The organism is Streptomyces sp. NPDC059679, assembly GCF_042734105.1.
GTDB lineage: Bacteria > Actinomycetota > Actinomycetes > Streptomycetales > Streptomycetaceae > Streptomyces.
On record NZ_JBHWES010000043.1, the window covers coordinates 32,588 to 45,880 of the forward strand.

Sequence of the window (13,293 nt, forward strand, 5' to 3'; positions counted from 1 at the left end):
AGGCACCCCGGCGTAAAGGCTTACGGGTGTGAGGGCCCGAGGGCGCCTCGGCCCGCCCGGCCCTCGCGCCTCGCCCGCTCAGCCCATGAACTTCTTGAACTCGTCGGGCAGTTCGAAGTCCTGCCCGCCCTGGCCGGCGGGCAGACCGAACGCGCCGCCCGGCTGCCCCGCCTGCTCACGGCGGGCCGCGGCGGCCTGCTCCTCGGCCTTGCGCTTCATCGGGTTGCCGCTGCGCTGCTTCCCCTTGGCCTTCTTCTGCGGCTTGCCCTTGCGCTTGGCGGCGCCGCCGCCCATGCCCGGGATGCCCGGCATGCCGGGCATCCCGCCCTGCGCCATCTTCGACATCATCTTGCGCGCGTCGAAGAACCGCTCCACCAGGTTCTTGACCGCGCTGACCTCGACACCCGAGCCGCGCGCGATACGGGCGCGGCGCGAGCCGTTGATGATGGTCGGGTCCTGGCGCTCGCCGGGCGTCATCGACTTGATGATCGCGGCGGTGCGGTCCACGTCCCGCTCGTCGAGGTTGTTGATCTGGTCCTTGATCTGGCCCATGCCCGGCAGCATGCCGAGCAGCTTGGAGATGGAGCCCATCTTGCGGACCTGCTCCATCTGCGCCAGGAAGTCGTCGAGCGTGAACTCCTTGGGGCCCTTCGCCAGCTTGGCCGCCATCTTCTCGGCCTCTTGCTGGCTGAAGGTCTGCTCGGCCTTCTCGATCAGGCTGAGCATGTCGCCCATGCCCAGGATGCGGGACGCCATGCGGTCCGGGTGGAACGCGTCGAAGTCGTCCAGCTTCTCGCCGTTCGAGGCGAACATGATCTGGCGGCCGGTGACATGCGCGATGGACAGCGCGGCACCGCCGCGCGCGTCGCCGTCGAGCTTGGAGAGCACCACGCCGTCGAAGCCGACGCCGTCGCGGAACGCCTCGGCGGTGTTCACCGCGTCCTGGCCGATCATCGAGTCGACGACGAAAAGGACCTCGTCCGGGCGGACCGCGTCGCGGATGTCCGCGGCCTGCTGCATCAGCTCCTGGTCGATGCCGAGGCGGCCGGCGGTGTCGACGATCACCACGTCGTGCTGCTTGGTCTTGGCGAACTCGATCGAGTCCTGGGCCACCTTCACCGGGTCGCCCACGCCGTTGCCCGGCTCCGGGGCGAAGACCGCGACACCGGCCCGCTCGGCGACCACCGAGAGCTGGTTGACGGCGTTGGGGCGCTGCAGGTCACACGCGACCAGCAGCGGCGCGTGGCCCTGCCCCTTCAGCCAGCGGCCGAGCTTTCCGGCGAGCGTCGTCTTACCGGCACCCTGCAGACCCGCGAGCATGATCACGGTCGGTGGCTGCTTGGCGAAGCGGAGGCGGCGGGTCTCGCCGCCGAGGATGCCGATCAGCTCCTCGTTGACGATCTTGATGACCTGCTGGGCGGGGTTCAGCGCCTGGGAGACCTCGGCCCCCGTCGCCCGCTCCTTGATCTGCTTGATGAAGGCCCGGACGACGGGAAGCGCGACGTCCGCTTCGAGCAGGGCGATACGGATTTCACGCGCCGTGGCGTCGATGTCCGCCTCAGAGAGGCGGCCCTTGCCCCGGAGGTTCTTGAAAGTCGCTGCGAGGCGGTCGGAGAGGGTATCGAACACGGTGGTCGCGAATCCTTCGGTCGGATGTCGGGTCGGCGGTCGGCCTCCAAGGGTATCCGCCCGCCGCCCGAACGGTCTGCCCCCTGGTGCCGCGCCCCGGTCGAGCCGCACCCGCCGGGGCGCTACGCGCTCAGCGTCCGCTCGACCTCCTTGGCCACCTCCGCCGCGCGCATGGGCTGCAGCGGGGCGCCTGAGGCGTCCGTGACGTAGAAGGCGTCCACCGCGTTGGCGCCGAGCGTGCTGACGTGGGCGCTGCGCACCGTGACCCCCGCGTCCTCCAGCGCGCGGCCGATGCGGTGCAGCAGCCCGGGGGCGTCCTGGGCGCGCACCTCGATCACCGTGGCGAGCTGGGAGCTGCCGGGCGCGACGGTGACCCGAGGGGGCGGGGCGTGCACGCCGCGGCGGCGGGGGTATTTGCGGTACGCGGCCTCGCGCTCCGTGAGCCTGGCCACTATGTCGAGCGACCCGTCCAGGGCCCGCAGCAGATCCTTGCGCAGCCGCGCGGCCTGCGGCAGCGAACCGTACTCGGCGGCCACCCGCCAGCTCAGCAGCAGTACGCCGGGCCCCGGCTCGGAGACCGGCCGACCGGCCTCCGGCCTACCCGCCGCCAACAGCCCACCGTCCAGTTCGCCGGACAGCTCCCCGGACAGTTCTCCGGTCAGCTCTCCAGTCAGCTCTCCGGGCAGCTCGACAGCGCGCAGGTCCGCCGCCCGTACGGTCAGCCGGTGCAGCGCCAGCACACCGGCCGCCGCCGGCAGCACGCCGGGCTGCTCGGGGACGGCGATCAGCAGCTCCACGCCGATGGGCTCCGCACTGGACTCGGCGCCCGGCCCCGCGCCCGCGGCGGCGTCCGGAGCACCGGCGGCCGCGCCGCCCGCTCGGATCCCCGCCGCCTCGCCCGGCGGCAGCGCCTCCGAGCGCGCGCGCAGGGCGAGCACGGGGCCGCCGGTGCGCCAGGCCTCGATGGCCAGCCGCTCCTGTTCGGCGGTGGTCTGCTGGGGCGCGGAGGAGTCCGCCGCCGGCTCGCCGGCCAGGACCGCCGAGACCCGCTTGACCAGGTCGGTCACGAGCGAGCCGCGCCAGGCGCTCCAGGCGGCGGGGCCGGTGGCGAGGGCGTCGGCCTCGGTGAGGGCGTGCAACAGCTCCAGGGTGGCCGTGGAGCCGACGGCCTCGGCGACCGAGCGCACGGTGGCGGGGTCGTCCAGGTCGCGGCGGGTGGCGGTCTCGACGAGCAGCAGGTGGTGGCGGACCAGCGTGGCCAGGACGTCGACGTCGGCGCGGTCGAAGCCGATCCGGGACGCCACGTCCCGGGCGATGGTCTCGCCCGCCACCGAGTGGTCGCCGGGCCAGCCCTTGCCGATGTCGTGCAGCAGCGCGGCGACCAGCAGCAGGTCGGGGCGGCCGACGCGGCGGCTGAGCGCGCTGGCCCGCACGGCGGTCTCGACGAGGTGGCGGTCGACGGTCCAGCGGTGCACGGCGTTGCGCTGGGGGCGGCAGCGCACCCGCTCCCAGTCCGGCAGCAGCCGGGTGATCAGCCCCTCGGCCTCCAGGGCCTCCCAGACCGCAACGGTGGACTCGCCCGCGCCGAGCAGCGTGACCAGCTGCTCCCTGGCCTCGGGCGGCCACGGTACGGGCAGGGGCTGTGCGGCGGCGGCCAGGCGCCGTACGGCATGCAGCGACAGCGGCAGACCGGCCTGGGCGGCGGCCGCCGCGGCCCGCAGCGGCAGGACCGGGTCGCGCTCGGGGCGCGCGGTGCGTGCCAGCACCGCCTCGCCGTCCTGCTCGACTACGCCCTCGGCGAGCGGGCTGCGCTCCCCCATCGCATCCGCGCCGCCGCCCCCGGAGCCGCGTCCGCGGCCGCCGAGGAGGCCACGCAGCCGCGGCCGGGTCGACCGGGCGCGCAGCACCCGCTCGACCTCGCGCCAGGTCACATCGCTCGCGTACGAAATGGTCCGGGCCGACTCGTACACCTGGCGCAGCAGGGTGTCGGCGTCCAGCAGGCCGAGCTCGGCCGCGACCTGGTCCTGCTCCTGGAGGGCGAGCCGGTCGGTGGCCCGGCCGGTGGTCAGGTGCAGCGCGTCCCGTACGTCCAGCAGCAGCCGGCGCGCCTCGGCAAGGCCCTCGCGCGGCGCGTCGGCGAGCCAGGAGGCGGCGATGGCCCGCAGCGCCGTCGCGTCGCGCAGCCCGCCCCGCGCCTCCTTGAGGTCCGGTTCCAGCAGGAACTGCAGCTCGCCGTGGCGCCCGGCGCGCTCCTGGCCCAGTTCACGCAGCTCGGGCAGGCGCTTGGGGGCGCGGGCCCGCCAGTCGGCGAGCACCGCCGTGCGCAGCCCCGCGCTGAGCGCGGCGTCGCCCGCGATATGGCGCGCGTCCAGCAGACCGAGGTGGGCTTTCAGGTCCTCGCCGGCGGTCTTACGGGCCTGGTCGGGGGTGCGTACGGAGTGGTCAAGGGCCAGCCCCATGTCCCACACCGGGTACCAGACGTGGTCGGCGAGGGTGGCGATGGCGGAGGCGTCCGCCGAGCCGTCGTGGAGCAGCAGCACGTCCAGGTCGCTGCGCGGGGACAGTTCGCCGCGTCCGTATCCGCCGACCGCCACGAGGGCGACGCCCTGGGTGATACCGGCCTTCTCCGCCCCGCCGGCCAGCAGCGCGGCCAGCCACTGGTCGGTGAGCTCGGCGAGGGCGGTACGGCGCGGCGGCCCGGACCGCGAATCCTCTTGCAGGAGTCGCAGCCGGGCCGCCGCGTAGCCACCGGGCACCGAGTCGGCCGTCTTCTCTGTCTTCGCCTCGACGCTGTCCGTCAACTCGGCTCCTTGATCACAGGGAAGGACGTCCGGGCGGTGGGGTTCCACAACACGTCGGAGATACGTCAGAGCGCGTCCGGGCCGCGCTCGCCGGTCCGTACCCGCACCGCGGTGTCGACGGGGACGCTCCACACCTTGCCGTCCCCGATCTTGCCGGTGCGGGCCGACTTGACCACGACCTCGATGAGGTCGTCGGCGTCGTCGTCCTCGACCAGCACCTCGATACGGACCTTGGGCACCAGGTCGACGGTGTACTCGGCGCCCCGGTAGACCTCGGTGTGGCCGCGCTGGCGGCCGTAGCCGCTGGCCTCGGTGACGGTCAGGCCGTGCACCCCGAATGCCTGCAGGGCTTCCTTGATCTCGTCCAGCCGGTGGGGCTTGACGACCGCGGTGATGAGCTTCACGCGTCCACCTTCTTGTTCTGCGGCGCGCCCGCGCCGGCCTGGTCCTGAATGGAGGCCACCGTATGACGCCCCACGTGCGCGGTTCCGACGGCGCTGAAGTCGTAGGCCGTCTCGGCGTGGTAGGCCTGGTCGAGGCCGCCGACCTCTTCGTCCTCACTGGCCCGCAGGCCGATGGTGACGTCGATCGCCTTGGCGAGGATCCAGGAGACGACGAACGAGTAGATCAGGACCGTGAAGGCGCCGAGCGCCTGCTTGCCCAGCTGGTCCAGGCCGCCGACGCCATCGGTGGCGAGGAGGCCGACCAGAAGGGTGCCCAGGATGCCGCCGACCAGGTGCACGCCGACCACGTCGAGCGAGTCGTCGTAGCCCAGCTTGTACTTCAGACTGACCGCCCAGGAACAGACGACGCCCGCGACGAGGCCGATGATCATCGCGCCCCAGGCGTTGACGGCCGCACCGGAGGGGGTGATGGCGACGAGGCCCGCGACGGCGCCGGAGGCCGCGCCCAGCGTGGTGAACGCGCCGTGCCGGATGCGCTCGTAGGCGAGCCAGCCGAGCATCGCGACGCCGGTGGCGATCTGGGTGTTGAACGCCATGTTGGCGGCGGTGCCGTTGGCGGCGAGCGCGGAACCGGCGTTGAAACCGAACCAGCCGAACCACAGCAGACCGGAGCCCAGCATCACCAGGGGGAGGTTGTGCGGCCGCATCGGGTCCTTCTTGAAGCCGATGCGCTTGCCGAGGACCAGGGCCACGGCGAGACCGGCCGCGCCCGCGTTGATGTGGACCGCCGTGCCGCCCGCGAAGTCGATGACTTCCTTCTTGAACAGCCAGCCGTCGGCCTGCCACACCCAGTGGGCGACCGGGAAGTAGACGACGGTGACCCACAGGGTGATGAAGAGCGTCCAGGCGCCGAACTTGACCCGGTCGGCGACCGCGCCGCTGATCAGCGCGGGGGTGATGACCGCGAACATCAGTTGGAAGAAGGCGAAGGCGAGTACCGGGATCGCGTCGGGCTTGGTGCCCCACAGCGACTCGGGGTTGATGCCCTTGAAGCCGATGTGGTCCAGATTGCCCAGCAGCCCGCCGCCGATGTCGTCACCGAAGGTGAGGGAGTAGCCGAACAGCACCCACAGGAGGCTGACGACGCCCAGGGCGATGAAGGACATCATCAGCATGTTCAGGGCGCTCTTCACCCGGACCATGCCGCCGTAGAAGAAGGCCAGGCCGGGGGTCATCAGCATCACGAGCGCGGCGCTGATCAATACGAATGCGGTATTTGCGCCATTCAATGTGGACGTCTCCTCGGGATGACGGCCCGTGCGGGCAGAACTCTGTGGGCCGGTTTTCGCCACGAGGTTGACGCAGCGCCGTTTCAGTCGATGCCGCTCGATGTTTCACGGCAGTGACGAAGGGCGTGGAAGTGTTACGCGCTGATGAACTGGGACTGGACGGCCGGAGGGCCTGGTTACCGTGTCGCACCCGCGGCCGGGCGGCTCAGACGGCGCGGACGGACTCCGCCGCATCCGATGAGTCGGGCAGGTGGTCGGCAAGCCGCTCGCCGAGCTGGACCACCTCAGGGACGCTCCCGAAGTCGCGGATCGCGGTGTCCACGGTCTTGCGCAGCCGGTTGCTGACCCGCTCGGAGCGCACCCGCCGGGCGAGCGGCAGGGCCTTCTCGGCGACCGCCGCGCACTGCTCGGGCTCCTTCTGGAGGAGGTGGACGGTGGCCAGCCCGATCAGGTTGAGCGCATACGAACGCTGGTGCCCGCCCTCCTCGGCCGTCTCCTGGCCGAAGAGGTCGACCGCGCGGCGCATCACTGGGTCGGCCAGCTTGGCGTAGGTGGGGCTGCGGCCCGCGACATAGGCGAGGTCGCGGTACGAGTGCGCGTTCTCCGCGTTGAGCTCGGCTTCGGAGAAGAAGCCGATCCAGTCCGGGTCCCCGTCGCCCCCGGCGGATTCGGCGAAGGTGTCCTCGGCCATCTTCACGGCGCGGTGGCACTTGCTGGGCTGGCCCATATTGGCGTACGCCCGGGCCTCCATCGCATACAGCATGGCCTGGGTCCGCGGCGTCGCGCTCTCCCGGCTGCCGTACTGGGCGAGGTGGATCAGCTCCAGCGCGTCCTCGGGCCGCCCTACATGGATCATCTGGCGACTCATGCTGGAGAGGATGTACGAGCCGAGCGGCCGGTCCCCGGACTCCTTGGCCGCGTGCAGGGCGAGGACGAAGTACTTCTGCGCGGTCGGCTGGAGCCCGATGTCATAGCTCATCCACCCGGCGAGCTCGGCCAGCTCGCCCGCGACCTTGAACAGCCGCTTGGAGACGGGCTCGGGGTGCGGCTCCTGCAGCAGGTCCGTCACCTCGTGGAGCTGGCCGACCACCGCCTTGCGGCGCAGCCCGCCGCCGCACTGGGCGTCCCACTTCCGGAACATCACGATGGTCGACTCGAGCAGTTCGAGCTCGGGCTCGGAGAGCCGGGAGATCCGCCGGGAGCGGCCCGCGTCCGGCTGGGTCCGGCCGTCGGACCGGGCCGAGGGCGAGGGGACCAGCCAGCGCTGCATCGGCTCGATGAGGGCCGGGCCGGCCGAGAGGGCGAGGGAGGTGCCGAGGAAGCCCCGGCGGGCGAGCATCAGGTCGCTGCGGGAGAATTCGCCGATCAGCGCGACCGTCTCAGGACCGGCCCAGGGCAGGTCCACCCCGGATACGGACGGTGACCGGTGGGCGGTGCGCAGCCCCAGGTCCTCGATGCCGACCACACAGCCGAAGCGGTCGGAGAACAGCTCGGAGAGAATCTGCGGAATCGGCTCGCGCGGCTGCTCGCCGTCGAGCCAGCGGCGCACCCGCGAGGTGTCGGTGCTGATGTGGTGGGCGCCCAACTGGCGTGCTCTGCGGTTGACTTGACGCGCGAGCTCGCCCTTGGACCAGCCGCTGCGCACAAACCACGAACCCAACTGCGCGTTGGGACGCTTGTCAGCACTGCCGCCGTTGTCGCCCACTGGAACGCCCCCATCCCACGATTCCGCTCGCACCGCGACCAGAATGCCGTCTGTCACGGTCAGTTGTCCCCGCGATCCGCCGCATCAATCGCGGGAGAAGGGGGGTCGTGTACTGAAAGTAATCTTACGATCACGCCTCCGGCGAGGAAGTTCGCTAAAACGCCACCATTCGCCACCCCTTCGAATGAACGCCACTGGCGATTCACACGATTCACTTGACACCGAACGACCAGAAACAGCGAAAACAGGTGGAGGGGTGCGCACGAGGGCGCGCGCTCAGTGTCTCACCACCCCTTTCACCACGCTGCACCACTCGGCATCACCGCACCGACGGCCGTCGCACCACATCCGGCTACGGAGCGCGAGCGAGCGGCATCACTGCGTCATTCGGCTCGTAACCATCGGCAGGGCGACCCGTTGGAGGGGGCATGGGCTTCACGATCGGCGGCATCCGGGACATGCGGCCAGGCTCGCGGCGGCGCGGCCGTACATCCGAGTGCACGACGGTGGCGGAGTACACCGGCCTATGGGGGTGGGACGTGGTGCCGGGCGCCCGGGCCACCCGTGGCGCGGGTGGCAGCAGAAACGAATGTTCATGTGGCGAGGCCGACTGCGCCGCCCCCGGCGCCCACCCCCTCGCCTTCGCCTCCGCCGTCCCCGCGGGCGCCACCCTCGACGATGCGGCGGCGGCCTGGGAGCAGGTCCCGGGGGCCGCGGTGCTGCTGCCCGTGGGCAAGTCGTTCGACGTCCTGGAGGTCGCCGAGCAGGCGGGCCGGCTCGCCCTGGTCCGGCTGGAACGCATGGGGCTGCCGCTCGGCCCGGCGACCGCCACACCACACGGGCGCGCCCAGTTCTTCGTCGCCCCGGGCGCCGCCGAGCAGCTGCCGCAGCTGCTCTACCGCATGGGCTGGGACGACGCCGACCTGGACCTGCGCTGCCTGGGGCCCGGCGACCACATCACCGCCCCGCCCAGCGACCTCGGCGGGCTCGGCCCGGTCCGCTGGCTGCGCCCGCCCGCGCTCGACACCGCGGGCAACCCGCCCCATGCGCGGCTGCTGCTGGGCACGCTGGCGTACGCGGCCCACCGCGCGGGCGGCTGAACCGGGAACCGCATACCGGAAACCGGATACACGCCCCGGATACCCGCCCCGGAGAAACGCTTCGGGCGCCCGAGAGGTCCCGGGCGCCCGGAGGGGAGAGGGCGGAGTGGATCAAGGGAATCGGCCAGTCAGTCGCCGATCAGCGCGTCGACGAAGGCCTCCGGCTCGAACGGCGCGAGATCGTCCGCGCCCTCGCCCAGGCCCACCAGCTTGACCGGTACGCCCAGCTCGCGCTGGACCGCGATCACGATGCCGCCCTTGGCGGTGCCATCCAGCTTGGTGAGCACGATGCCGGTGATGTCCACGACCTCCGCGAAGACCCGCGCCTGCACCAGGCCGTTCTGCCCGGTGGTGGCATCCAGCACCAGCAGCACCTCGTCCACCGCGCCGTGCTTCTCCACGACCCGCTTGACCTTGCCCAGCTCGTCCATCAGGCCGGTCTTGGTGTGCAGCCGTCCCGCGGTGTCGACCAGTACGACGTCCGCGCCCTCGGTGATGCCCTCCTTGACCGCGTCGAAAGCGACCGACGCCGGGTCGCCGCCCTCGGGGCCCCGGACGGTGCGGGCGCCGACCCGCTCGCCCCAGGTCTGCAGCTGCTCAGCGGCCGCCGCGCGGAAGGTGTCGGCCGCGCCGAGTACCACGGACTTGCCGTCGGCGACCAGCACCCGCGCGAGCTTGCCGGTGGTGGTGGTCTTACCGGTGCCGTTGACCCCGACGACCATGACGACGCCCGGCTTCTCCTCGCCGTTCGTGCCAATGCCGCTCTCGGTGTGCACGGCGCGGTCGGCCTCGGTGCCGATCAGCTGGAGCAGTTCCGCGCGCAGCAGGCCGCGCAGCTCCTCGGGGGTACGGGTGCCCAGCACCCTGACCCGCTCGCGCAGCCGCTCCACCAGCTCCTGCGTCGGCGCGACGCCGACGTCGGCGGTCAGCAGGGTGTCCTCGATCTCCTCCCAGGTCTCGTCGTCGAGGTGTTCCCGCGACAGCAGGGTGAGCAGCCCCTTGCCCAGTGTGGTCTGGGAGCGGGAGAGCCGGGCCCGCAGCCGCACCAGCCGGCCGGCGGTCGGCTCGGGCACCTCGATCGCGGGCGCCTCCGGCTGCGCGGGCACGGCGGGCGCGGGGGGCGCCTCGGTGACCGACAGGTCCACCTCTTCGATGGTTCTGCGCGGTTCCTCGAGCGTGGTTTCCGCCTCCTCGCCGACCTGCGGCTCGGCGGGCGGCGCGGTGACGGACGGACTGCTCGGCGGGGCCGGGGGCAGCCGCTTCTTCTTGCGGCTGCCGATCACGAGCCCGCTGACCGCGGCGAGCGCGATCAGAGCGATGACTACAGCAAGGATGACTTGTTCCATAACGCACCCAGTATCAGCCAACGGGCCGCGGGGAGTCATTCACCTCCCAGCCCGGCCTCACGGGCCCGGACGATCGCCTGGGCGCGATCGCGGACCTGCAGCTTGGCGAAAATGGAGCCCACATGGTTACGCACGGTCTTGTCCGTGACCACCAGCCGCTGGGCGATCTGGCGATAGCCGAGCCCGCCGGCCAGCAGCTCCAGGACCTCGCGCTCACGCGCGGTGAGGGTGGGGAACGCCTCTTTGGCCGAGGCGGTGCCGAAGGAGCCGAGCAGGGTGCCGAGACGCTCGGCCATGCGCGGGCTGAAGACCGCGCCGCCGCGCGCCACGGTGTGCAGGGCGCGCAGGATCTCGTCCCGGCCCGCGCCCTTGAGCAGGTAGCCGCGGGCGCCGGCGCGCATGGCCGCCAGCAGGCTGTCGTCGTCCTCGGACATGGTCATGACCACCACTCGGGCGTCGGGGTGGGCGCACAGGATCCGCCGAATGGCCTCCGTACCGGATCTGCCGGGCAGCCCGAGGTCCATGACCACCAGATCGGGCTCGGTGCGGTCGGCCTCGGTGACCGCCTCCTCGGCGGACGCTGCCTGCCCGACCACGGTGAACGCGTCGTCCAGGTTGACCGCGGCCGCCAGTCCCTCACGGAAGAGCGGATGGTCGTCCACGAGCAGTACGCGCCACTGCGGTGCTCCCGCCGCCGCTGTCACCGGCCCGCCCCCTCTTCCCCACACTCTCCGCCGTGCTGCCGACCGTGCTCCCGGCCTCCTTCGCGGCGCTGCTCTTCCGGTGCGAGGGATACCGCCGCCTCGTGCACGGCGTTCTCCTCGGACGGCTCGGCCTCCCCCGGCCCGGCGAGCGGCAGGATCGCGTGCACCACCGTGCCCGTCGCGGATCCCGTCACCGAGCAGGAGCCGCCGATCTCCTCGGCGCGCTCCGCCACGGAAGCCAGCCCGACGCCGGGCACGGCGCCCCGCCGCAGCCCGCTCCCGTCGTCGATGACCTTGACCTCGAGCGTGTCCGGGCCCGCGGTGAGCTCGATCCGGACCTGCCGGGCCCGTGCGTGCCGCACCGCGTTGGTCAGCGACTCGGCGGAGATCCGGTACGCGGCCGTCTCCACGCCCGGCGACAGCGGCGGCAGCGCGGTGGGGCGGGTGGCCACGGTCACCCGGGGCCCGGCGCCGCCCAGCCGCCGCCCCAGGTCCCGTACCGCCTTGGCCAGCCCGCGCTCGGCCAGGGCGGCGGGGGCAAGCCCCGAGGTGATCCGCCGCACCTCGACCAGCGCCTCGGCGAGGGTTTCGGCGGCCTCGCGCAGCTGGTGGCGGGCCGGATGCCCGGGCGGGCAGGTGGTCTGCGCGATGTCCAGGCGCAGCCGTACGGCGGCGAGCTGCGGGCCGAGACCGTCGTGGATCTCGCGCCGCAGCCGGCGGCGCTCCTGCTCGCGGGCGAGCACCAGCCGCTCCCGGGCCGCCTGGGCATCCTCGGCCAGGCGCAGGGCGGCGAGCGCCGGGGCCGCCTGGTCGGCGAGCAGGGAGAGCAGTCCGCTGTCCCGTTCGGCGGGGGTGCCGAAGCCGTCCCGGGCGACTTCGAGGCGGCCGACCGTACGGCCGTGATGGCGCAGCACGAACGCCTGGACCGGGCCGGTGAGCGGCGCCCCGGCCGCAGCCAGCCGCCGGGGTCCGGACCGGGTGTCGACGCTGACGGCGGCGCCCGAGACGCCGAGGTCCTCGACGGCGCTGCGGCAGATCTGCTGGGGCACCTCGCCTGGGTGGGGCGCCTGCTGGAGGCGTACGGCCAGGGCGCTGGCCGCCTCGTGGGGGCGGGCGCGCGGCCCGTAGAAGGCGCGCTCGACGCGCAGGGTCAGCCAGCGGGCGGTCGGCCGCAGGGCCCAGCCGAGCAGCAGGGAGCAGCCGACGGCGGTGCTGATCGCCCCGCCGCGCAGGGAGGGCAGTCCGGCCTGGACGGCGACGACCGCGCAGACCACGACGGCGGCGAGGGAGGTGAGGACGAAGGCGCGGGCGAGGCGGTGGCTGGTGACGCGGTCCAGGCGCCATATGCCGGTGCGGGCGACGCCCAGGCAGATCGCGGCCGCCCATACGGCGCTGCCGACGGTGCGCGCGACGATGGTGGGCATGCCCTCGGCCCATTCGGACAGCAGCAGGAAGACGCAGGCCGGGTAGGCGGCGGCGAGCAGGGCCCAGTTGCGCCGCTCGGCGCTGCGGGCGACGGCGGCGCGGCAGCACAGCGAGCCCGTCACCACGGCGGCCACGGCGCGCAGCACCCACTCCTCCGCCTTCGCGTAGTGCTCGAGGTGGCCGAAGGCCCACTGGCCGAAGTCGGTGGCGAAGAAGGGGTTGGTCGCCGAGCCGACCATCGGCTCGCTGACCAGCCAGAGGGCGGCGTAGCCCAGCCAGTACGCGGAGGCGCCGACGCTCATCGCCCACCACTGCCACCGCCGCTGCGAACCGCGCGGGAACAGCCACAGCGGCAGCAGCAGGACGGTCAGCGGGCGGCAGGCGATCTCCGCGGCCGAGATCAGCAACTGGACCACCGCGCCCGCTGACCCCAGGTCGGCCAGTCTCAGCAGGTCGGTGGCGGCCGAGGGCAGCAGCCACAGCGCGCTGGCGACCAGCAGCACACTGCCGTAGCGACGGGCGGCGCGCTCGGCCAGCAGGAGCACCCCGACGCCGAGGACCGGAATGCCCACGGCCACTCGGGTCAAGACGGCGATGCCGCGCGGGTGCGGGTAGGACAGGGTCAGCCATTGGTCGCTCACCCGCGGCAGGCCGACGAGCCAGCCCACGAGGATCACCACGAACAGGGCCGATACCCCGCCGGCGGCCTGCACGGCACGGTCCTTGGGCTGGCCCGCGCGCCCCATCCCTTCCCGGGCCCCCGGGCCAGTGCAGGGCTCGCGGCTGGGGTAGAGGCCGGTCCGGCCTCTACCCCAGCCCTTGACCCACGCGTGATCTAGCTGTCGCCGTGGCACGGCCGGAACTCCACTTGTGGGCGTCCACCGTCCCTG

Annotated in this window: 9 protein-coding genes; 1 reads left to right on the top strand and 8 read right to left on the bottom strand. The window is 72.8% G+C overall.

The features are described 5' to 3' along the window. Window positions 1-78: 78 nt before the first annotated feature. From ffh to ACFV2X_RS34705, 5 genes are all read right to left on the bottom strand, one after another. Window positions 79-1,629 carry a signal recognition particle protein gene (gene ffh, locus ACFV2X_RS34685; RefSeq protein ID WP_385624345.1) on the bottom strand — a complete coding sequence of 517 codons (1,551 nt, stop codon included), beginning with the start codon at window positions 1,627-1,629 and terminating at the stop codon, window positions 79-81. A gap of 122 nt (window positions 1,630-1,751) precedes the next feature. Further along, entirely contained in the window at window positions 1,752-4,430 is a 2,679-nt protein-coding gene (locus ACFV2X_RS34690) for a [protein-PII] uridylyltransferase (RefSeq protein WP_385624347.1), read from the bottom strand. Between the two features lie 65 nt (window positions 4,431-4,495). After that, window positions 4,496-4,834 (bottom strand): P-II family nitrogen regulator, encoded by a 339-nt coding sequence (locus ACFV2X_RS34695; protein ID WP_089510916.1) that lies wholly within the window; start codon window positions 4,832-4,834, stop codon window positions 4,496-4,498. Beyond that, window positions 4,831-6,123 carry an ammonium transporter gene (locus ACFV2X_RS34700; protein WP_385624349.1) on the bottom strand — a complete coding sequence of 431 codons (1,293 nt, stop codon included), beginning with the start codon at window positions 6,121-6,123 and terminating at the stop codon, window positions 4,831-4,833. Before ACFV2X_RS34700 ends, ACFV2X_RS34695 begins: the two co-directional genes overlap by 4 nt. A gap of 205 nt (window positions 6,124-6,328) precedes the next feature. Next, the gene (locus ACFV2X_RS34705) at window positions 6,329-7,828 is read right to left on the bottom strand and encodes a hypothetical protein (RefSeq protein WP_385624459.1); all 1,500 of its coding nucleotides are present in this window, start codon (window positions 7,826-7,828) and stop codon (window positions 6,329-6,331) included. Window positions 7,829-8,256: 428 nt separating this feature from the next. Here ACFV2X_RS34705 and ACFV2X_RS34710 point away from each other — a divergent pair, with 428 nt between their 5' ends. After that, window positions 8,257-8,928: a bifunctional DNA primase/polymerase gene (locus ACFV2X_RS34710; RefSeq protein ID WP_385624352.1), complete on the top strand. Its 672-nt coding sequence runs from the start codon at window positions 8,257-8,259 to the stop codon at window positions 8,926-8,928. Between the two features lie 128 nt (window positions 8,929-9,056). Here ACFV2X_RS34710 and ftsY read toward each other — a convergent pair whose 3' ends face one another. From ftsY to ACFV2X_RS34725, 3 genes are read right to left on the bottom strand one after another with little or no spacing between them, the layout of a single operon-like run. Then, on the bottom strand, window positions 9,057-10,274 hold the full coding sequence (gene ftsY / locus ACFV2X_RS34715) for a signal recognition particle-docking protein FtsY (RefSeq protein WP_089510913.1): 1,218 nt from the start codon (window positions 10,272-10,274) through the stop codon (window positions 9,057-9,059). Window positions 10,275-10,309: 35 nt separating this feature from the next. Then, a complete protein-coding gene (locus ACFV2X_RS34720; protein WP_385624355.1) occupies window positions 10,310-10,978 on the bottom strand; it encodes a response regulator in 669 nt (222 codons plus the stop codon). Next, the gene (locus ACFV2X_RS34725; RefSeq protein ID WP_385624358.1) at window positions 10,975-13,116 is read right to left on the bottom strand and encodes a histidine kinase; all 2,142 of its coding nucleotides are present in this window, start codon (window positions 13,114-13,116) and stop codon (window positions 10,975-10,977) included. Before ACFV2X_RS34725 ends, ACFV2X_RS34720 begins: the two co-directional genes overlap by 4 nt. Between the last annotated feature and the right edge of the window lie 177 nt (window positions 13,117-13,293).